21 protein-coding genes and 2 pseudogenes are annotated in these 18594 nt (G+C 62.4%); 13 read left to right on the top strand and 10 right to left on the bottom strand.

What is annotated here, in order from left to right:
- Window positions 1-144: 144 nt before the first annotated feature.
- The 3 genes from E3U25_RS01335 (at window position 145) to E3U25_RS01325 (ending at window position 4336) form a co-directional block, all read left to right on the top strand.
- A complete protein-coding gene (locus tag E3U25_RS01335) occupies window positions 145-1434 on the top strand; it encodes an SIR2 family protein (protein ID WP_244295060.1) in 1290 nt (429 codons plus the stop codon).
- Window positions 1421-3472, top strand: coding sequence for an ATP-binding protein (locus E3U25_RS01330; RefSeq protein WP_116221550.1), 2052 nt, complete (start codon window positions 1421-1423; stop codon window positions 3470-3472). Before E3U25_RS01335 ends, E3U25_RS01330 begins: the two co-directional genes overlap by 14 nt.
- A gap of 96 nt (window positions 3473-3568) precedes the next feature.
- Entirely contained in the window at window positions 3569-4336 is a 768-nt protein-coding gene (locus tag E3U25_RS01325) for a hypothetical protein (protein ID WP_147304494.1), read from the top strand.
- A gap of 243 nt (window positions 4337-4579) precedes the next feature.
- Here the strand turns inward: E3U25_RS01325 and E3U25_RS01320 are convergent, their stop codons facing one another.
- From E3U25_RS01320 to E3U25_RS01290, 7 genes and pseudogenes are all read right to left on the bottom strand, one after another.
- The gene (locus E3U25_RS01320; RefSeq protein WP_116221549.1) at window positions 4580-5077 is read right to left on the bottom strand and encodes a GNAT family N-acetyltransferase; all 498 of its coding nucleotides are present in this window, start codon (window positions 5075-5077) and stop codon (window positions 4580-4582) included.
- A gap of 8 nt (window positions 5078-5085) precedes the next feature.
- The gene (locus E3U25_RS01315; protein ID WP_116221548.1) at window positions 5086-5349 is read right to left on the bottom strand and encodes a YjhX family toxin; all 264 of its coding nucleotides are present in this window, start codon (window positions 5347-5349) and stop codon (window positions 5086-5088) included.
- A 327-nt stretch (window positions 5350-5676) separates the two neighbouring features.
- On the bottom strand, window positions 5677-7113 hold the full coding sequence (locus E3U25_RS01310; RefSeq protein WP_116221547.1) for a DUF6880 family protein: 1437 nt from the start codon (window positions 7111-7113) through the stop codon (window positions 5677-5679).
- A 184-nt stretch (window positions 7114-7297) separates the two neighbouring features.
- Window positions 7298-8028, bottom strand: a pseudogene (locus E3U25_RS01305) (class I SAM-dependent methyltransferase).
- Between the two features lie 78 nt (window positions 8029-8106).
- The gene (locus tag E3U25_RS01300) at window positions 8107-8367 is read right to left on the bottom strand and encodes a hypothetical protein (RefSeq protein WP_147304493.1); all 261 of its coding nucleotides are present in this window, start codon (window positions 8365-8367) and stop codon (window positions 8107-8109) included.
- A gap of 282 nt (window positions 8368-8649) precedes the next feature.
- The gene (locus E3U25_RS01295; RefSeq protein ID WP_116221545.1) at window positions 8650-9237 is read right to left on the bottom strand and encodes a TetR/AcrR family transcriptional regulator; all 588 of its coding nucleotides are present in this window, start codon (window positions 9235-9237) and stop codon (window positions 8650-8652) included.
- A gap of 2 nt (window positions 9238-9239) precedes the next feature.
- Window positions 9240-9701 carry a MaoC family dehydratase gene (locus tag E3U25_RS01290; RefSeq protein WP_116221544.1) on the bottom strand — a complete coding sequence of 154 codons (462 nt, stop codon included), beginning with the start codon at window positions 9699-9701 and terminating at the stop codon, window positions 9240-9242.
- Between the two features lie 124 nt (window positions 9702-9825).
- Here E3U25_RS01290 and E3U25_RS01285 point away from each other — a divergent pair, with 124 nt between their 5' ends.
- Window positions 9826-11040, top strand: coding sequence for an MFS transporter (locus E3U25_RS01285; RefSeq protein ID WP_116221543.1), 1215 nt, complete (start codon window positions 9826-9828; stop codon window positions 11038-11040).
- A complete protein-coding gene (locus E3U25_RS01280) occupies window positions 11037-11180 on the top strand; it encodes a hypothetical protein (RefSeq protein WP_166435463.1) in 144 nt (47 codons plus the stop codon). The genes E3U25_RS01285 and E3U25_RS01280 overlap by 4 nt, the downstream gene beginning before the upstream one ends.
- Window positions 11181-11222: 42 nt before the next feature.
- Here E3U25_RS01280 and E3U25_RS01275 read toward each other — a convergent pair whose 3' ends face one another.
- A complete protein-coding gene (locus tag E3U25_RS01275) occupies window positions 11223-11492 on the bottom strand; it encodes a DUF6429 family protein (RefSeq protein WP_116221542.1) in 270 nt (89 codons plus the stop codon).
- Between the two features lie 190 nt (window positions 11493-11682).
- On the opposite strand from E3U25_RS01275, the gene E3U25_RS01270 reads away from it, so the two are divergent.
- Window positions 11683-12000, top strand: a complete 318-nt coding sequence (locus E3U25_RS01270) for an H-NS histone family protein (protein ID WP_116221541.1) — start codon at window positions 11683-11685, stop codon at window positions 11998-12000.
- A 62-nt stretch (window positions 12001-12062) separates the two neighbouring features.
- Here E3U25_RS01270 and E3U25_RS01265 read toward each other — a convergent pair whose 3' ends face one another.
- Together E3U25_RS01265 and E3U25_RS01260 are read right to left on the bottom strand one after the other, a co-directional pair.
- Window positions 12063-12434: a hypothetical protein gene (locus tag E3U25_RS01265; protein ID WP_116221540.1), complete on the bottom strand. Its 372-nt coding sequence runs from the start codon at window positions 12432-12434 to the stop codon at window positions 12063-12065.
- Window positions 12435-12719: 285 nt separating this feature from the next.
- Complete coding sequence (locus E3U25_RS01260) at window positions 12720-12914, bottom strand: DUF1127 domain-containing protein (RefSeq protein WP_116221539.1); 195 nt, start codon at window positions 12912-12914, stop codon at window positions 12720-12722.
- A 361-nt stretch (window positions 12915-13275) separates the two neighbouring features.
- On the opposite strand from E3U25_RS01260, the gene E3U25_RS01255 reads away from it, so the two are divergent.
- From E3U25_RS01255 to E3U25_RS01225, 7 genes and pseudogenes are all read left to right on the top strand, one after another.
- Window positions 13276-14232: an ArdC family protein gene (locus E3U25_RS01255; RefSeq protein ID WP_116221762.1), complete on the top strand. Its 957-nt coding sequence runs from the start codon at window positions 13276-13278 to the stop codon at window positions 14230-14232.
- Complete coding sequence (locus E3U25_RS01250; protein ID WP_116221538.1) at window positions 14229-14600, top strand: DUF2958 domain-containing protein; 372 nt, start codon at window positions 14229-14231, stop codon at window positions 14598-14600. Before E3U25_RS01255 ends, E3U25_RS01250 begins: the two co-directional genes overlap by 4 nt.
- Before the next feature lie 45 nt (window positions 14601-14645).
- Window positions 14646-14930 (top strand): hypothetical protein, encoded by a 285-nt coding sequence (locus E3U25_RS01245; RefSeq protein ID WP_028710442.1) that lies wholly within the window; start codon window positions 14646-14648, stop codon window positions 14928-14930.
- An 89-nt stretch (window positions 14931-15019) separates the two neighbouring features.
- Window positions 15020-17140, top strand: coding sequence for a ParB/RepB/Spo0J family partition protein (locus E3U25_RS01240; protein ID WP_116221537.1), 2121 nt, complete (start codon window positions 15020-15022; stop codon window positions 17138-17140).
- 98 nt (window positions 17141-17238) lie between these two features.
- Window positions 17239-17565, top strand: coding sequence for a hypothetical protein (locus tag E3U25_RS01235; RefSeq protein ID WP_116221536.1), 327 nt, complete (start codon window positions 17239-17241; stop codon window positions 17563-17565).
- Window positions 17562-17859: pseudogene (locus E3U25_RS01230) on the top strand (hypothetical protein). The gene E3U25_RS01235 and the pseudogene E3U25_RS01230 overlap by 4 nt, the downstream one beginning before the upstream one ends.
- A 423-nt stretch (window positions 17860-18282) precedes the next feature.
- Window positions 18283-18447 carry a hypothetical protein gene (locus tag E3U25_RS01225; protein ID WP_166435462.1) on the top strand — a complete coding sequence of 55 codons (165 nt, stop codon included), beginning with the start codon at window positions 18283-18285 and terminating at the stop codon, window positions 18445-18447.
- Window positions 18448-18594: the final 147 nt, after the last annotated feature.

The following is an 18594-nucleotide window of genomic DNA, read 5'->3' as shown; positions in this document are numbered from 1 at the left end:
CCGTGCTGCCCAGAGACCGCTTACGCCATTCGCTGCATCCACCTATGATTGAGGAACAACGACCGAAACCGGACTTACAACATTCGAGTTCCTGCGCTACCGTGTGGCGAGACAGCAAGGGCGAGATTTACTTGGAGTGGTCACTTGATCAATTTTAGAAAAGGGAACAAAGACGAGCTTGCGAAACTCTCCCCTGAAGCAGGATATGATGACCGCGCTGAAATTATTCGGCGACATCTGGCAGAGGCCTTCGGTTCGAAGAACCTGTCTTTTCTCATCGGCTCCGGTTGCTCGTCCTACATGCCCGAAGGCAATGATCTTGGCATTCCGACGATGGGGCCGCTTGCCGCAGAGTTCCAGGCAACGCTTCAAGAAATTCCTGGTCTAACTGGCGTCGGAGCGTTTGTGACAGCTGAACAACGAAAGACCCTCAACCATCAGCTGGGGATCGATCTAACCCATGAAGCCTTTCGAAAAAACCTGGAGCGGTTGATGGAAGCCCTCATGACGGCGCAGCAGTTTTGTAAGAGAAGCGGTAAGGCGGATCTTCAAGGTGCCCTCGGAACCGTTGAGGCTGTCATCGCAGGCGTGAAAAAGTTCATCCTTCAAAAATGCACCGAAGGACCGTTTGCAAAAGGCGACGAAGCAGTCGTGACGCTGTATCGGCGCTTTTATCAGTCGCTGGCCACCAGATCCCGTGGCCTTGCGCCGCCTTGGGTTTTCACCACAAATTACGACCTCTTTAACGAGAGGGCGATGGATCGATCCGGCATTCCTTATTCCAACGGGTTTTCGGGAACAGTTGAGCGCCGTTTCAACCCTTCCACATACCGCCGCGCCCTCGCTGAGCAGCTCGATATTTCCTCAAAGAGGTGGGCGGCGGTCGATGGATACGTGCATTTCTGCAAGCTCCACGGGTCTGTAAACTGGACGGAAGAGGAGACAGGTCTTTTCCCGATCCGTGAGTCTGCTGATAAGCTCGACCCTTCCAAAGATCGCGTCATGATCTATCCGACGCCCTCGAAGCAGACCGCGAGTTTTGGCTCGCCCTACTCGGACATGTTCCGTGAGTTTCAGCGCCAGATCGTTCAAGACCAAAGCGTCCTTTTCGTGATGGGCTTCAGCTTTGGCGACGAGCACATTAACAATATTATTTTTCAAGGGCTGACGCTCCCAGGCTTCCGCCTGATCGCGTTCCTCAACCCTGACGACGCCAATAATCCGGTAGCTAAAGAACTCGCTGCGCTAGGAGATCCGAGGATTTCCTTCATTTGGGGCAGCGACGAGGGGACGGGCAAGAAGGCGCACTACTTCGACAGTATCGTGCAGGACTTGATGCCAACGAGTGCTGACCAGAAAGAAGAACAGGCTATCGAGAAAGTCTTCAAGAAGCTACTTTCCAAGCAGCAGGGCGGCGAAAATGGCGAGGGATGATGCAAGCCGTGCCATAGGCAAGATCGTTAGCGTTTCAGCGGATCGCCTCGTTGTCGAGCTGCATAGGGGCAGCGACAACTTCACGGTCATTGGCTTCGATGATGTCCATTATGTCGCGACCTTGGGATCATACCTCATGGTACCGGCCCAATCCGAGTATGTCGTGTTGGAGGTTATCGGCCTTAGAGAAAAGGATTTTTCGCCGGCCTACGGGAACGGCTCAGAGATGGACAAAGCCACAGCGGCAAAGTTCCTAGACGTGGTTCCGGTCGGCTCTATGCCAGTCCAAGGAGGCTCCTTCAAATTCGGTGTCTCGACGTTTCCCCCGCTGTATGCAGACGCCCTTTATGCGCGTGACGAAGACCTGGACCGCATCTTCAACGTGGAGCAACCCTCGGATGAGGAAACCAAGACCGATGCCGAGGGGGCCGCAAAGCAGGGGGCGGTGCCGCACACAATCGAGATTGGCACATCTGCAGTCTTCAAGGACTACCCTGTTAAGGCGCAGATTGATGCGCTGTTCGGCGGGCATATTGCCGTTTTGGGGAATACCGGCAGTGGCAAATCCTGCACTGTCGCGTCGATTATTCAGTCCGTATTTGATCGAGCTGAAGAATTCTGGGCGATTGGTGCGTCGTTCGTGCTTTTCGATGTGAATGGTGAGTATCGACAAGCCTTTGAAAATATGCCGTGGCAGATTCAAGCGAGCTTCTTCAAGGCAACCAATTCGGAGTTAGAAGCCGAAGGGCTAGAAGAAGGCTTCCTAGGCGCCGATTTGGTCGATCGCTTTCGTCTGCCGCATTGGTTCATGACAGTCGATGAATGGGCGCTTTTGCTGCGCGCGAGTGAAAAAACGCAACTCCCGGCATTGCGAACGGCGCTCGGGCTAACAACGCTATTTCAGGAAAATCCGGAAGAATTTGTGCTGGACGATCCTGTTAAAAAGGATGAATTGATTGAAATTCAGAACCATGTTCTTGCGAAGATCATCTATTCGATCCTGCACGGTGACGCTAGTTCACCCAGTAAAGTCGACCGAATCTTGGCGATATTGGGCACATTCTCGACCGATGAGATCAATAAAGCCGTGGTCTCGCCTGGGCTAACTATCGACTTTGGGCAATTCAAAGATGGTCCCAAACGGGAGACATCCATTAAATACGAGTCCCTTTTGGAACTTTTGCAGAAGCATCAAAAAGACGAGCCTGTTCTTCCAAGTTACGCGAATAAACCATTTTCGTTTGATAGACTTCAAGATGCGCTCGACCTAGCTCTCTTTTACGAGGAGGCGAATGGAAACAAACAAATAAGAGACTATTGCTCACAGCTGGTCACGCGATTGAAGTCTGTATCGGACAATCCAGATTTCGAGTTTTTGCGGGCATCTGTAGAAGGCTTGCAGGATTACGACAGGGAGCCAACGCACTTCGTTGACCGACTCCTTGGTCTTGCACGGGAGGGTACAAGCTACCGGAAAGACCGTCAAATCTGCATCATCGACCTAAACGATGCGTCGGACGAGATCGTCGAACTAGCCTCTGCCGTTGTTGCACGGCTGATCTTCGACCGGATGCGCCGCGCGACGCCCCGAAACAAGATGCCTGTCCATCTGATCCTTGAAGAGGCGCACCGCTACATCTCTGAGCGCCCGAGCCGCTTTGCCATCGACGCGGGCATAACCTTCCAGCGGATTGCCAAAGAAGGCAGGAAATACGGGGCTTTCTTGATTGTGGCTTCACAACGGCCAAGTGAGCTCTCGAAGACGGTTCTCTCGCAGTGTAACAACTTCATCATTCACCGCATCCAAAACCCCGACGATCTTTCGCAGATTAAACAGATGACGCCATTCATCTCGGAAACGGTTCTGAGGCGCTTGCCATCTCTACCGAAGCAGCACGCGCTGATCTTCGGAAGCGCGGTGAAGATTCCGACCACCTTCCGCGTCAGGGATGCCGATCCCACGCCTAACAGCGACGATACGCAGGTTCGCGACCTTTGGTATGTCCCCCAGAATCCAAGTTTGCACTGGAAAGCATAGCCTCTTGGACTTCCACTTCTGAAAGTAGGCCGCACGAGTATGACAACCGCCACAGCATGGCTCTCGGTGTCAGCCATAGGCAAAAGGACATTTTACTTGGGGGCTGATAGCCAAGGGACATCTCTTCAAACTGGTCAAGCAGTGTCTTTGCGAGAAAAGAAGGTCTTTGAAAGCGTTTTCACCCCAGAAATCTTTGCCCTCTCAGGGGATCTCCAATGGGGGCAATCTTTCCTGCGGCAGCTCCTGAATGAAATTCAGCGTGATGCGATCCGATCTTCGCCCGGGACCCGAGAGCGGGCTGAAGAATTTTGTGGATTGCCTTGTGCTACACCTCCGAAGGTGCCCATTTGTGAGCTTGGAATCCTATACGGTGCACGCTGCGATGCCGAAGGGCCTGCAGACTTTCAACTGTATCGCTTGCATCATGCCGGGCGCGCGAATTTAAGTTGGAGCGTGAACCAGATTGGTGAGAATGAGTTGAACAGCAAAAAGTCGGCGCATGTCTATAGTTCGGGCCTAGGTGGTCACGCGAACAAGGACCGGCAAAAATGGATTGCCAAAGGTGATCAAGGCGACGTGGCTCGGACCTGCTTTTGGTCCCTCTGTGATCTAGTCAATGGCATACCTTCAAAATCCTTCATGACGGGAGGTCATCCACAACTTGTAAAGCTTGATCAACGCGGCTTCGGCCACGCTGTTGGAGTGAAATTCAATGGCGTCCCGACTGTCTACGGAAGGCGGACCACTAATCCCCAAAGTTTTGCGAAATTTTGGGTCGATGAGAATTTCACTCAGCTAAATCCCGAAACCTTGGAGAAATACAGTCAAGCGCAGAGATATGGTCGAAGTAGAAGCGGGCGATGACGATTAGGCTCAATTGGCAATGTCTGCCTTGATGAAGCTGCACCGCAGCATCACTTCACTCGATGAAGGTCGGCTCTGGGCCGGGGACTACACTGTCGCTGGATGTTCCCCGGGCTCAAGGCCGATGTTGCGTTGCGGCGTGATACAAGCACCCAAAAACGACGCTCAGCCGCGAAACCTGAGCGCCTCGATCAGCGCGGCCAGCGCGGGCGGCATCGCGCAGGCGGCGCCGCCCGCCGCGCCTCAGCTTTCGTAGAAGGCCGCATGATAGATCACGGCACCGGAAGGCGGCGGTCCGGCAAATGCCAGCGCCATGAAATATTCCGGCGGCACCCCTTCAAACGTCAGGCCCGGATCGACGGCAAAGCCGAAGCGCCGGTAATAGCCGGGATCGCCCAGCACCACGCAGCCCTGCGCGCCCATGCCGCGCAGCCGCGCCAGCCCCTCGCGAATCAGGACACCGCCCGCGCCCTGCCCCTGCCGGTCGGGTCGCACCGCGACCGGACCAAGCCCGAACCAGCCCGCATCGCGACCGCCGATCATGACGGGCGAGAAGGCGGCATGGCCGATGACCTGGCGGCCCTCCTCCGCGACCAGCGACAGGGTCAGCGTCCCCGCCGCCCTGAGGCTGTCGATGATCGCGCCTTCTGTGCCGGAACTATGCTCGGCCCCGGCGAAGGCCTCTTGCGTGATCTGGCGGATGGCGGCTGCGTCGGCCGGGGTTTCAAGGCGGATGTCCATGCTGGTCCTCATGATGTGCGGTTGTCGGGCTGCGAGCGGACCGCCCGGCGGCCCGTCCCCGAGATGCGGTAGGGGCCTGAGTTGCGCGACTCGATCAGCCGCTTTCGCCGCAGCCGCGAGATGATGTCGAGCGTACAGCCCACCAGCAGCGAGCCGTCATGCGTGAAGCAGTCGGCCTCGATCAGCTTACCGTTGGATGCGCGCGTGTAGCGGATGAGACCGCCCTGCGCCAGCACGTGCAACACGCGCTGTTCGTCTTTCGAGATATTCATGATATTGCCTGTTCCAGAACCACAAAGCATCAGGCGAAGGAGCGTAAGCGCCTCGCCCGGTTTGCGATCACCCCGGCATCCGGTGGTGATCAGTGGTTCTGTACAAGCTCCAACATCGACAATTCCCGGCTGGATTTAGGAACGAACCCGTGGGTAATTGCTCTGCCATTGCGGGTCAAGAGAGCGGCCGCTGCATGCCTCCTCGACCGGAGGGGTGAAACATTCCGTATGTCTTCCGGCTCAACCCGACCGCACCGCAACCGAATTGCATTCGGAAATGCCACCTTGCCACCTGAGTTCTGCCCTATCGGCAAGAATGGGCGACCCTCACCCATCGATCAGTTGCCAGAAGCCATGTTTCCGCCCGTGCTTCTGCCTGAGTGCCGCGACGAATTGCTCATGTGTGGGAAAACTGCCGTAATCGTCGATGGCCGGTGCGCATGACCGGCATTCGGCAAGGTGGCGGGCGGCATAACGGTATCGCTTCGCTTTCCCGCCATCCAGGCTGTCCTGAATCATCGCCCGGCGCATCAGCGTGGCGGCAAGCGGATATCCGGCTTCAAGAGCGTCGGCCGCCGTCGAGAGCAGATGGTAGGCATTTCCGTCCAGTTCCTGCGCCCGCAGGATCACGATCCGGGCCGCGCGCTCATAACTGGGCCAGCCCACAAGAAAGCCGATCGCGGCACCGAGATGGGGGTAGGTTTCGGCGAATTCGAGCGCCTTCTCTTCGGCCTCGACGTAGTCGAAGTCCGGCAGCGATTGCAGGTATTTCCGAAGGCTGCGCTCGCTCAGAATCCGCTCGAACGTGTCCCACAGGTGCTTGCGCAGCTCATCATGCCTGCCCAGCTTCTCGAGACATTCCTCGTAGACCTCGTCGAGATCGTAGCGGAACATTCGAAACGGTTTGCCGTCTTCGGCGGCCCGGGCGCGAGCGACGATATCGAAGGCCTCGTCGATGCGGCTCGCATCGAGCAATCTGCGCGCGACATCGGGCGCGATGGTGCCGTAAGTCAGCTGCTCGGCGGAATACCGGGCCATGTAGGCATCGACATCGCCCTGTGCGTCGGCGACATCCGCCAGGATGATCGACCTCGTGCCTTGCCTGTTGCGCAGGACGCTGTCTTCGGGGGAAGATAAAAAGCCGAAGCCCCGGTATTTCGCCAACTCGTGCTCGCTGGGGCGCGACGACGCCCAGTCCTCGGTGATCCGCTTGAGATGATCCAGTCCCTCCGGGCCGAGGGCCTCCGCCGTCGCCGGGATGATCCCGTCGAATTCGCCATAGCCCGCGTCGGCCACCGCATCGAGGACCCGCTCCGCCAGCGCCCTGGGATTCACGGATATCCCGGGCGACAGTTTCGAGATGGCATCCACGGCTTCCCGCATGACATCGCCGACCGACCCATGGCTGTCATCCGTGCGCTCATGAAGCGACGGGGCCAATTGCAGGAACGACCAGAGCAACTCGAACGCCTCGTCGGCATCATCCGGCGCGATCCTGGTCTCGATCATTCCCAGCAACCCGTTGAGGTCCTTGACCAGTGCCCGCTGCCCGCTCCAGTCGACAAAGCCGGTCGAGCGTCGGAGCGACGCGAACCGCTTGCGGATATCGGCGGCCACTTCCTTCGGACCCTGGGCGGCGCTGAGTTCCATCCTCGCGCGGCGTTGGAGGGCCGCACTCCCCTCCACCAGATCCATGACCAGTTCGGCGAGCTTTTCCGCCCCCAGCTTTTCGAGATTGGCTTTGTTCAGGGTTTTTCTCGACATGGTGGTGCTATGGGACTCTGCTTCCTGCGCTGCACCGCCGAGATTGCCTCACATATGCCGGTGCAACAAGCGCGCAAGGTCAGATCCGGAATGCCCGACGGCCCCACAATCCCGCATGGAGCCTGGAAACCGGCCAAGGCCTGTGCGACGACCGCCCAGGCAAGATCGCGGGCGGCGCAAGGAGTCATATTCTGCGCGCGGCGACCAACAACATCATCGGCCGTTCCAGTTCCTCGGCCAGCGCGGGCATCTCGGCGATCTGCGCGGGCGTCGGTGCGAATTCCTCGATCCGACGCAACGCGAAACCCGCGCCGATCAGCGTGTTGAGCGTGGTGGCCAGCATCCGATGATGCTTCAGCACCCCCTTGGCAAACCAGTCGGTGCGGCGCTCGCCTTCGACGGAATAGCCGTTGACCGGCCAGGTCTTGCGACCGTCCTCGTCCAGCAGCCAATGCGGATGCGCGGTGGCCATGAAGATCGGATGCTCGATGGTGAAGACCAGATCGCCGCCCGGTGCCAGCGCCTTGTGGATCATGCGGATCAGCCGGTCGAATTCCGCGACATAGTGGAAGGCCAGCGCGCTGTAGACCAGATCGAACGCCGCTGCGGGCAGGTTGAGCGTGTCCAGATCGGCGATGCGATAGGCGATGGCCGGATCGGACGTGGCCGCCTTGGCCCGCTCGATCATGTTTTGCAACAGGTCGAAGCCTGTGACCGAAGCAGCGCCCTGCTCGCGAAACCAGCGCGAAGCCCAGCCGAAGCCGCAGCCCAGATCGGCTACGCGTTTGTCCACCACATTCGGCAGCATGGCGCGGATGGCAAGCCATTCGGGCGCGCCGTCCAGCCCATGCACCTGCCGGGGCAACCGGCTGTAGCCGGCGAAGAAATCGGGATGTCGTAGATGTTCTGCGCCATGCTCACCTCCAAGCGTCGCTATGGACGAGCCATGGTTTCGCGCCCGGTGCAACCGGAAAGCCCGCGCCCAATGAGCCCTCAATCCGCCGAGGCATAAAGCAGCGCGATGTCGCGGTGGTGCAGGGCGCAGGCATCTCCTTCGGATTTGACCACGGCGCGCTGCGGTTCCAGGACGATGACGCAGCCGTTCTTGAAACCGTATTGACGGTCGCCATTCGGCAGGCGCTGCTGGCGAGGCACCTCATCCATCGGCCTGCCTTCGCCGGGCGCCTCCGGCACGCCTTCCGCACATCCGGCGAGCAGCAGAGTCACGCAAAGGGGCAACGTCATCATCCTCATGGCGGCTTTCCTGTCCAAGGCATCGCAACCGGCTCAACGCTCGCACAAGCTCAAGGGTTCGGCGCACCCTTTTCCGACGAGCAACAGCTGTCGATTGCCGCACCGCGCAGGATACATGGCAACATCGCAGAAAACGGCAAAAAGCCCGCGCCAAGCATCCGCTTCAGCCCCCTGCCCCGCCGATATCCCGATCGACCCGGGGATGCCATTTTGATTTCAGCACATAAGCGATCACTTCGAAGCCGTCGCGAGCGACGGCATCGCAGCCGATTATGGCCGTGCTCATCTTTTCGCCACCGCCTCCACCACGGCCTTTCTGACCGCACCGACCCAGGGAGCATCCCCTGCGGCCTCGCCCAGAACCCGGGCGCCGATCATGGCGGCGAACAGAAGCAGAGCTTCGGGGTCGGGCGGCTCGGCATCGGATTTCGTCCCGTCCGGTGCTGGGCCGGCGGAAAAGGTTTCCAGCAGCGCCGCGGTGCCCTTGTCATAGGCCTCGCGCGCGGGTGCGCTGCCGTCCTTGCCGGCCGCGTGGGGCGCAAAGGCGATGATGGGGCAATGCCGTTGCGGGTCGGGCCGCAGATACCGTTCGACCAGCCCCGCGCGCAATTCCTCCGCGGTCCGGCCGGTCTTGCCCAGGACCTTGCGCCACAGCGACAGCGCGTCGGCGAACGCAAAGGCACTCGCCTCCTCGACCAGCGCCTCCTTCGAGGCGAAATGCTTGTAGAAGCCGCCGACCGTCATCCCGGCGGCGGCCATGATGTCGGCCACCGAAACCGCCTCGACGCCGCGCTCGCGGAACAGGCGGCTGGCGATCTCCACGATCCTGGCACGGTTCTGCCGCGCCTGCTCGGCTGAGGATCGTCCCATCGCTATGCTTCCTTCCTGAAGACCAGCAGCCTCGCCCTGAAGTCCTGCAATACCGCATCCGCCTGGTTCAGCGTCACGCTATGGGTCAGGACCATAGCCCGGTCGGGCCGCGAGCGCGATGGCCGGATCTCGGCGATGCGGCTTTTCACCCGCAGGATGTCGCCCGGCCGTGTCGGACGCGGCCAGGAGATTTCCCCGCCCGCCCCGATGATGCCCTGGGCAAAGGGCATGCTCTGGACCAGCAGCCGCATGGTGATCGCCATCGTATGCCAGCCGCTGGCGGCGAGGCCCTGAAAGAAGCTCTGCCGTGCCGCCTCCGGGTCCAGGTGGAAAGGCTGGGGATCGAACTCACTAGCGAAGGCGACGATCTGTTCGGCATCCAGCGGATGCGCATCGCTCAGGAACTCCTGCCCGACCGTCAGATCGTCGAGCCAGAGGCGGGCTGGCGGTTCTTTGCTTTCCATGGGGCATTCCTTTTTCTGGCCGGGAATGTCCCGGCGGCGCTGTCTGGACTGGTCAATATAGATTATAATTGTTATCTAATTTGACAAGCCCGTCCCGGACCCGATTCCCAGCCTCAGGAAAGCCATGCCGCCCGTCACATCCTCGCCCCGCAATCCTTGGATCGTGCTCATCTGTGCCGCCACGCTGGTCACCATCGCCATGGGCATCCGGCAGTCCTTCGGCCTGTTCCTGCGTCCGGTCGAGCTGGAGATCGGCGTCGGTCGCGAGGCGTTCGGGCTGGCGATCGCCGTCCAGAACCTGATCCTGGGGCTGGCGCAGCCCCTGGTCGGCGCCCTGGCCGACAAGCATGGGGCCGGGCGCGTGGCGGCGGCGGGCGGGGCGCTCTATGCCCTTGGCCTTGCGCTTGCCGCCGGGATCTCGGATGCGTTCGGGCTGAACCTGACGCTGGGTGTTCTGGTGGGATTCGCGATGACGGGCGTGACCTTCGTCGTGGCCATCGGGGCGGCGGTGCGCGCCGTGCCGCCCGAGAAGCGCGGCCTGGCGGCCGGGATCGTGACCGCCGGCGGCTCGGTCGGCCAGTTCCTTCTGGTGCCGGTGGCGCAGGGGCTGATCGGCGCCTTCGGCTGGCGCGGGACGTTGCTGATCTATGCCGCGCTGGCCGGAACGATGGTCCTGCTGGCCATCGGTATCGCCGGACGGCCGAAGCTGCCGGAAGCCGGCGCCACCGGTTCGCAGAGCTTCGGCGAGGCCCTGCGCGAGGCCGCGGGCCATTCCGGCTTCTGGCTGCTGACCGCGGGCTTCTTCGTCTGCGGCTTTCACGTCGCCTTCGTCGGCACCCACCTGCCGGCATTTCTGGTGGACAAGGGCCTTGACCCTGCGGTGGGCGCGCGGGCCCTGGCCCTGGTCGGGCTCTTCAACATCCTCGGCTCCTATGTCTTCGGCATGTCGGCGGATCGCTGGCGCAAGAAGCATGTCCTGGCCGGGATCTACCTTGCCCGCGCGGTGGTGATGGCGCTGTTCCTGGCCTTTCCGATCACCTCGCTGTCGGCAACGCTGTTCGCCTGCGCCCTGGGCTTCCTGTGGCTCGGCACCGTGCCGCTGACCAGCGGCCTCGTCGGGCAGATCTTCGGCGTCCGCTATGTCTCGACGCTGTTCGGCATCGTCTTCCTGTCCCATCAGCTCGGCTCGTTCTTCGGGGCCTGGGGGGCGGGATATGCCTATGCCGCCACCGGCTCCTACGACCTCGCCTGGCAGGTCTCGATCGCCATCGCGGTGTTTGCCGCGCTGCTGCATTGGCCGATCAGGGACGCGCCGGTTGCAAGGCTGGCCGCGGAATGAAGGAGGCGCTGCCGCCCTTGACCCGAACCCAGCGACTGCTGGCCTGCGGCATCGCCCTGGGCCTGGTCGCCGCAGGGCTGCTGCTATGGCGGGCCTATGGGCTCCCCGTCGCATTGCTCACGGCCTTCATGCTGTGCTGAAAAAGGGTGCCGCCTAAACCCACGCTCCGTAGAGAAGAATAATCATTCGGAAATCCTGCTCTCGTCGTCGACCGAGCGCCGGTCTTCCTCCTTGCCGAACATCTCGCGGAAGAGCTTTTCCGATCTGGCTATCCCCTCGTCGGTCAGCCAGACGGATTTCGCCTTGTTGACCGGATCGCCGATGAAGCCCTTTTCGTAGAGCCGGTTCATCGCGCCCCAGTCGTGTCCTTTCCACGCCCGGCCGTTACGATCAAGCGTCAGGTAAAGCAGGGCCAGGACCGCTTCATCTATCCTGTCTTCATCAATCTCCATTGCGTGATCTCCTCTCGGTGAGCCCCCGTCCCTTTCATACTTCATGCTATCCGATAAGGCGCTTGGCTGCGAAGACCGAAGCAATACGGTTTACGGGACATCGCAATCCTGCAGGAAACATGGCCAACTGAAATAATTGCCGGGTCACATCCAATCGTTTAAGCGGGGACCGGAAGAAGCGAGGATACCCATGCCCGATATCGATCTGAACACCCTGTCGCTGGCCGAATTGAAGCAGCTGGAAAAGAACGTCGCGAAGGCCATCGCCTCATTCGAGGTTCGCCGGAAGGCCGAGGCCCGCGCCGCGGCGGAAGCGGTGGCGAAGGAACACGGTTTCGCTCTGGGCGATCTGGTCGACGCCACGTCGTCCCGGAAGAGCGCCTCCTCGGTTCCGAAATACCGCCATCCGGAAAACCCGGAAATCACCTGGAGCGGCCGGGGCCGCAAGCCCGCCTGGATCGTCGAAGGGCTGGACGCGGCAAAATCGCTGGAAGATTTCGCCATCTGAATGAGCCACGGACCGCAGAATGGCCTGCGGTCCCTTGCATCATCACCCCGCGAGCAACGGGATCATTCCGTCCACGACCCGGTCTTTGCCAGACCGGGATCGAGAACGGGATCGTCCCATCTCGCCGCCGCATTCATCCATGGATCGATGGCATCCCGGAACGCCGGATCCTCGATGCGCAGCAGAAAGGTGTAGAGGCGATCGACCACCTGCCGCATCAGGTCGCGCATCTCACCGTCGTCGAGCCGCGACAGTTCCGTCCAGGGAATCCGCCTGCCCGTACCGTCGATGACGACGACATCGGAGAAATCCCCGGTCTTCGTCATCAGCACATATCCGGCGTGAAGATCCTCCAGCACGGTGTTGCGGACGCAGATCATCGCCATGCCCCTGGCCAGGCTGGCGGCGGCCCTTTCCTCGTCCTTCCGCTTCATTCGCCCCTCCCGATCAATCTTTCTTACAGCCCAGGCAGGCCGAGGCTGAGCTGCTCCTCTCCGCCGTCCTCGCCCTGCGGTTCCAGCGAGGATAGCGTGACGCCGAGCAGCCGTATGCCCTTTTCCACCGGGAAAAGCGGGATTTCCGGTGAAAGCCTTCGGCACGTGACAGTGCAAGTGCGGCGATGGTCACATTCGGAGCTGGATGAACCTTGCCCCTACTCGCACGCGCAAGAAAAAACCCCGCAGCACCGCCACGGGGTCCGTTCATCGTTCAGAAGGACTTCAGATGCCGCGGGCGACACGCTCGATATCGCCGCGGGCCAAGCCGATATCGTTCAACTCGCGATCCGTCAGCGCATTCAGTTCGCGGCGGGTGATGCGAGCGTCGTTCCAGCCGGCGATCATCGCGGTCACGCGCGAAAAGACCCCACCAAAGCCGGCGGCAGCATGGTTATGGCTCATTTCGACAGCGGACATTTCGACACCTTTTTCATCTTGCCCAATCATCGGGCTCGTTTCGGACAAGGCGGATATATGCTGAGCAAATCGTGGAAAGTAGCCGTGATACCGGCAAGGCCGCTATGCATTCTGCGCCGCAGCATGGGTGCCTGGACGCCTTTCGATACTGTCCGACGCGCATGGCCATGCATGCGAGCGGCATGACGAGACCAGCATCGCCCGGAACCTGTCAGTTTCCTCGGCCAGGCTCAGCCGGTCGGTACCGGAGTCCAGCGGATCCCTGGAACATCTGCCGGAGAGTCAGAGTGCGGTCGGGATTTGCGTGACGGGTTTGTGGCTGGGAGAGTGGCTTCCGGCGCCCGTCGCGGAGATCATCCCGATGGCCAGACAGGACCGCGCCGGCGGCAGCAAGCGCACGAATCTTTACGACGAAATCACCGGCAAGATCATTGCCGAGCTCGAAGCCGGCCGCTTTCCCTGGGTCCAGCCCTGGGGTAAGGCCGCGGCCAAGGCCCCGCTCGGCCTGCCGCAGAATGCCAGCACCGGGCGGCGGTATTCCGGCATCAACATCCTGATCCTCTGGGGCGCCGTGGTCCAGCATGGCTTTCCCGGACAGGGATGGCTCACCTTCCGCCAGGCGCTATCGCTCGGCGGCTATGTCCGCAAAGGCGAGCGCGGCACCACCGTCGTCTATGCCGACCGCTTCACCCCCGAGGACGAGAAGCGCCGCGCGAGGGAAACCGGCGATGAGCCGGGGAAGCTCCCGTTCCTGAAGCGCTTCACCGTGTTCAACACCGCGCAATGCGAGGGGCTGCCCGAGGATATCGCCATGGCCGCGCCACCTCCGCCCCCCGGCCTGATCGAGCCGCGGGTCGAGGCGCTCATCAAGGCCACCGGCATCGACTTCCGCATCGGCGGGGATCGGGCCTATTATGTCCCGGCCCTCGACCATGTGGTCGTCCCGCCCCCGCAGGCCTATTTCGAGCCGATCAACTGGCACCGCACCGCCCTGCACGAGATTTCGCACGCGACAGGCCATGCCTCGCGGCTGAACCGTGATCTTTCCGGCTCGTTCGGCACCAGGAAATACGCCTTCGAAGAGCTGATCGCCGAAATAAGCGCTGCCTTCTGCTGCGGCTCGCTCAGCATCGCGCCGACGGTGCGCCATGCCGATTACCTGGCCTCCTGGCTCGACGTGCTGCGCGAGGACAGCCGCGCCATCGTCCGCGCCGCCTCCCAAGCCAGCAAGGCCGCCGACTGGATTCTGGCGCATCTGCCCGCCGAGGACAGTAGCAAGGCGGAGGCGGCCTCGACCGATGGGAGGACGGCGGCATGATCCTCCTGACCGATGAGTTGCGTGACCGGCTTCTCGCCAACGGCCGCCGGCGCGATGTCGACCATGTGCCGGTGGTGAAGTTCTTCAACCCCTTCGGCGCCGGTGTCTGGCCGGCCACCGCACTGGACGAGGACGGCGACCTCATGTTCGGCCTCGCCGATATCGGGCGTCCCGAACTCGGCTGTTGGTCCTTCACCGAGATGCAGGCGATCCGCCTGCCCTTCGGCATGGGGCTAGAACGGGACGTCCTGTTCACCGGCGATGTACCGATCTCGGTCTGGGCCGAGGCGGCACGGCGGACGGGCAGCATCCGGGAGGCCGAGCGGATCCTCTATCAGGCTGCCCGGGCCAGGACACTGAATATCTGATAGGCTTCGCCCGGTGACAGTGTCGCGCGACAACCGGAGGCACGAATGCGGTTCACCTTCACACATAGCCATGCCTTCCCGCATGGTCGCGTCACCGTCGAGAATGACGGCGCCGACCCGCCGGGTTGCCTCGTCGAGTTCGGCGACGGAATGACGGTCGTGGGCGCATGGCAACAGGAGGGCGCGGATTATCTCGTCGACATCCCGGCTCGCAGGACAGCCAAGGGCACGGAAATCTCCGCGCAGCGCTGGCGGCTGGTGCGGAACGGCAAGGGGGTCTGGCGATCCGTCCGGGCGGGCTCGACCGCTTCGCCTTCGGCCCCGACGTGAGGGCTGGAGAGTCAGAGGAGTGACGGGAGGTCTGCGACGGGTTGGAGTTCGAGAGAATGGCTCTCGGCGTCCGTCGCGGAGTTACCCCGATGGCTGTTGCCGCACAGAAGATCACCCTGTCGTCCTCGCGCGACATTCCCTTCAACAAGCTGGCCCTGAGCCAGTCCAACGTCCGCCGGGTCAAGGCCGGCGTCTCGGTCGAGGAACTGGCCGAGTCCATCGCCCGGCGCGGGCTGATCCAGTCCCTGCATGTCCGCCCTGTCGTCGATGACGGCGGCAAGGAGACCGGCATGTTCGAGGTGCCCGCCGGCGGCCGCCGGTTCCGGGCGCTGGAACTGCTGGTCAGGCAGAAGCGGCTGGCGAAGACCGCACCGGTGCCCTGCGTCGTCTCCGAGGCTGGCGTCGATATCCTGATCGACGAGGTGTCCTTGGCAGAAAATATCGAGCGCGCGCCGCTGCATCCGCTCGACCAGTTCCGCGCCTTCCTCGCCCTGCGGGAGAAGGGCATGACCGAGGAGGCCATCGCCGCCGCCTTCTTCGTCGACGTCAAGGTGGTCAGGCAGCGCCTGCGCCTGGCCTCGGTCTCGCCCGTGCTGCTCGAGACCTATGCCGAGGACGGCATGACGCTGGAGCAGCTCATGGCCTTCACCGTGGTCGAGGATCATGCGCGGCAGGAACAGGTCTGGGACGCGATCAAGGACAACTGGGCAAAGGAGCCCTGGCAGATCCGCCGCATGCTGACCGAGACCACGGTGCCGGCCTCGGACAAGCGCGCGGCCTTCGTCGGCATCGAGGCCTATGAGGCGGCCGGCGGCTACGTCCTGCGCGATCTCTTCCAGCAGGACGAGGGCGGCTGGCTGCAGGATCCCATCCTGCTCGACCGGCTGGTCAGCGAAAAGCTGAAGGCCGAGGCCGAGGCCGTCGCCGCCGAGGGCTGGAAATGGATCGAGGTCGCGGTCAGCTTCCCCTATGGCCATGACCACGGGCTGCGGGAGCTTGTCGGCACCCCGGTCGATCTGACCGAGGAGGAACGTGCGACCCGCGAGGATCTGCGCGACGAATACGACCGGCTGGAAGCGAACCATGCGGGGGCCGACGAACTGCCCGATGCGGTCGATCACCGGCTCGGGGAGATCGAGGAGGCGCTGCGGGCCTTCGAGTTCCGGCCGATGGTCTACGATCCGGCCGAGATCGCCCGCGCCGGGGTCTTCATCTGCATCGACGGCGACGGCTCACCGCTGATCGAGCGCGGTTTCGTCCGGCCCGAGGACGAAGCATCCGCCGATCCTGACGGTGAAGATGGTGACGGCGGCGGCGCCATGGCTGGCGGCGTGGAACCCGGCAGCCACCAGCGCGCGGTCATCACCATCGGCGGGGAACCGTCCGAACCCGAGGACGAAGACGATGAGGGCGATGCCATCAAGCCGCTGCCCGAGCGGCTGGTCATCGAGCTGACCGCGCACCGGACCCTGGCCCTGCGCGATGCCGTTGCCTCCAATCCCCGCATCGCCATGACCGTGCTGCTGCACAAGCTGGTGCTCGACTGCTTCGGGGCGCATGTCTCCGGCTGCGCGCTGGAGGCCCGGGTGCGCGACGTGCATCTACCAGTGCAATCGCCGGAACTCGGCGACAGTGATTCGGCAAAGCGGATCGACGAGCGCCACGAGGCCTGGAAGCGCGACATTCCGCTCGGGCAGGACGACGACCGGCTCTGGGACTGGCTGGACCAGCTCGACCAGGCCAGCCGCCATGCCCTGCTCGCCCATTGCGTCAGCTTCGGGGTCAATGCGCTTTACGAACGCCCCAACCCCTATAGCGGCACGGGTATCAGCCAGCAGGGTCTGGAGCGCCGCCTGCGCGAAGCCGACCGGCTGGCCCAGACCACCGGCCTGGATCTGGTCGAGGCGGGCTGGAAGCCGACCGTCGGCAATTATCTCGGCCGCGTCACCAAGGCGCGGATCATCGAGGCGGTGCGCGAGGGTGCCGGCGATCATGCCGCCGAGTTGATCGGGCATCTGAAGAAGGGCGACATGGCCAAGGAGGCCGAACGCCTGCTGGCAGAGACCGGCTGGCTGCCGGAACCGCTGCGCCCCACCATCGAGGCGCAGGCTGTGGATGGCGCTGCCGATCAGGACGAGGATGGCATGGTGCTGCCCGACTTCCTCGCCGGTGACGACGAGGGCGCGGACGATCCGGTCGCCGCCGAATGACGCGCACCGGCAGGGCGGCTCCGGTCGCCCCGCTTTCCATCCTCTTCGCTTCAAAGGCCCGGCATCTCGCCGGGCTGTTTTCGTCTCAGGAGATGACTATGCCGACCGAACCCACATTCATCCGACCAGCCCCTCAGCGGGTCTATGTCGCCATCTATGAGCATCCGCATGGCACGGATGTTCGTGTCTTCGCCAATGAAGACCAGGCCATGTGCTGGCGCACAGGCTTGGCCAAGGAATGGTGGAGCAATGCCTTCGAGGATGTTCCCCCGCCCGACGATAAAATCGGCGAGGAATATTTCGAGCGGATGCTGGAGCGCGACGAGTTCTTCTCGACAGTGCAGCGCGACATCGAAACCAGCGATCACGCCCAGGCCGATCCGGCGGGCCTCGGCCCGAACTCCGACACGGAAAGTTTGGCATGATGACGGTCGACGAAATCCTTGCCGACGACGGCCGCAATCCTCCCTCGGAGCGCTCGCTTCCGTGGGAGGAAACCCGCGGTCGCGTCACCGTCGTCGTGGAGCCGAAGCCGCATTGGGCCGAGGAGATGCGCGCCTTCCGGCTCGATGCCCGCGAATATTGCCGCTATGCCGACTGGAGCGCCCATGGCTCCCGGACGCGGTTCTACGGCCATATCGACACCTCTGGCGGACGATGTGATGATGAAGGCCCGCGCCATGATCGCCCGTGAAATCGCCGATGGGTTCTGGGACTGACCGGCTCTGAAAGCTATGCCTGCACACCGGGCCACCGGGTATCGCTGCTCAGGCAGCGATGGATCGAGATCCAGCTTCACCATTGCGTCACCCTTTCGTCGTCACGATGCAGCGGGTTCCGTCTCCGGCCTGAAACACGTCCCGGAAATCGGCCCGGCAACAAGGCTGGCGTGGCGGGGCATCTGCGACGGGATTCCGGCCCCTGTCGGAGGCAAAACACCACCCCCGCTTCCATTCGCGAACCTTGGTCCGACCGTCTCTTCGTCAATCAACCCGCAAGGGGTCGGCTTACGCGAGCGTGCCGCCCTCGGGGATTCGGAAAGAGTCCGAACGCCCGAGGGTGATTGCAGATCCGGCCGGACACTTCGGGCGCCTGTCGCGCGGGGGATGGTCCCCCGCCTCCAAAGACAGGAGCCGGAACCCATGTCCTATGCAGATGCCACCGCCTTCGCCGCCAGCCTCGCCACCACCCTGATGGTCGAGATCGTCGTGTTTCAGGCCGGGGACGGAACCCACGGCGCTTGCCCCGCCGCCGAGTTCGACGGCGACGAGGAAATGGTGGAGCTGGAACTCGATCCATGGAGCTGAGGCGCGAAAGCGCCTCGCCCCGACGGCCCGGTGCCCAAGCGCAGCCGGGCCTCTTCCCGTCAATCGCCGCCGATTGCCGCTTGCGTGCCGGGTGGCATTGCGATCCCGGCTCGCATCGGAAAGAACCGGCGGCGATCACGCCGATTT

The sequence above is a fragment of the Paracoccus versutus genome (assembly GCF_029909795.1).
Classification (GTDB): domain Bacteria; phylum Pseudomonadota; class Alphaproteobacteria; order Rhodobacterales; family Rhodobacteraceae; genus Paracoccus; species Paracoccus versutus.
This window is presented reverse-complemented; position numbering and strand designations above follow the sequence as displayed.

Coding starts and splice junctions, on each gene's coding strand:
- E3U25_RS01235 (WP_116221536.1), top strand. CDS start 17,239: ATGCCGACCGAACCCACATTCATCCGACCAGCCCCTCAGCGGGTCTAT.
- E3U25_RS01285 (WP_116221543.1), top strand. CDS start 9,826: ATGCCGCCCGTCACATCCTCGCCCCGCAATCCTTGGATCGTGCTCATC.
- E3U25_RS01290 (WP_116221544.1), bottom strand. CDS start 9,701: ATGGAAAGCAAAGAACCGCCAGCCCGCCTCTGGCTCGACGATCTGACG.
- E3U25_RS01330 (WP_116221550.1), top strand. CDS start 1,421: ATGGCGAGGGATGATGCAAGCCGTGCCATAGGCAAGATCGTTAGCGTT.
- E3U25_RS01310 (WP_116221547.1), bottom strand. CDS start 7,113: ATGTCGAGAAAAACCCTGAACAAAGCCAATCTCGAAAAGCTGGGGGCG.
- E3U25_RS01300 (WP_147304493.1), bottom strand. CDS start 8,367: ATGAGGATGATGACGTTGCCCCTTTGCGTGACTCTGCTGCTCGCCGGA.
- E3U25_RS01255 (WP_116221762.1), top strand. CDS start 13,276: ATGGCCAGACAGGACCGCGCCGGCGGCAGCAAGCGCACGAATCTTTAC.
- E3U25_RS01270 (WP_116221541.1), top strand. CDS start 11,683: ATGCCCGATATCGATCTGAACACCCTGTCGCTGGCCGAATTGAAGCAG.
- E3U25_RS01315 (WP_116221548.1), bottom strand. CDS start 5,349: ATGAATATCTCGAAAGACGAACAGCGCGTGTTGCACGTGCTGGCGCAG.
- E3U25_RS01295 (WP_116221545.1), bottom strand. CDS start 9,237: ATGGGACGATCCTCAGCCGAGCAGGCGCGGCAGAACCGTGCCAGGATC.
- E3U25_RS01245 (WP_028710442.1), top strand. CDS start 14,646: ATGCGGTTCACCTTCACACATAGCCATGCCTTCCCGCATGGTCGCGTC.
- E3U25_RS01320 (WP_116221549.1), bottom strand. CDS start 5,077: ATGGACATCCGCCTTGAAACCCCGGCCGACGCAGCCGCCATCCGCCAG.
- E3U25_RS01250 (WP_116221538.1), top strand. CDS start 14,229: ATGATCCTCCTGACCGATGAGTTGCGTGACCGGCTTCTCGCCAACGGC.
- E3U25_RS01280 (WP_166435463.1), top strand. CDS start 11,037: ATGAAGGAGGCGCTGCCGCCCTTGACCCGAACCCAGCGACTGCTGGCC.
- E3U25_RS01260 (WP_116221539.1), bottom strand. CDS start 12,914: ATGTCCGCTGTCGAAATGAGCCATAACCATGCTGCCGCCGGCTTTGGT.
- E3U25_RS01225 (WP_166435462.1), top strand. CDS start 18,283: ATGTCCTATGCAGATGCCACCGCCTTCGCCGCCAGCCTCGCCACCACC.
- E3U25_RS01265 (WP_116221540.1), bottom strand. CDS start 12,434: ATGAAGCGGAAGGACGAGGAAAGGGCCGCCGCCAGCCTGGCCAGGGGC.
- E3U25_RS01240 (WP_116221537.1), top strand. CDS start 15,020: ATGGCTGTTGCCGCACAGAAGATCACCCTGTCGTCCTCGCGCGACATT.
- E3U25_RS01275 (WP_116221542.1), bottom strand. CDS start 11,492: ATGGAGATTGATGAAGACAGGATAGATGAAGCGGTCCTGGCCCTGCTT.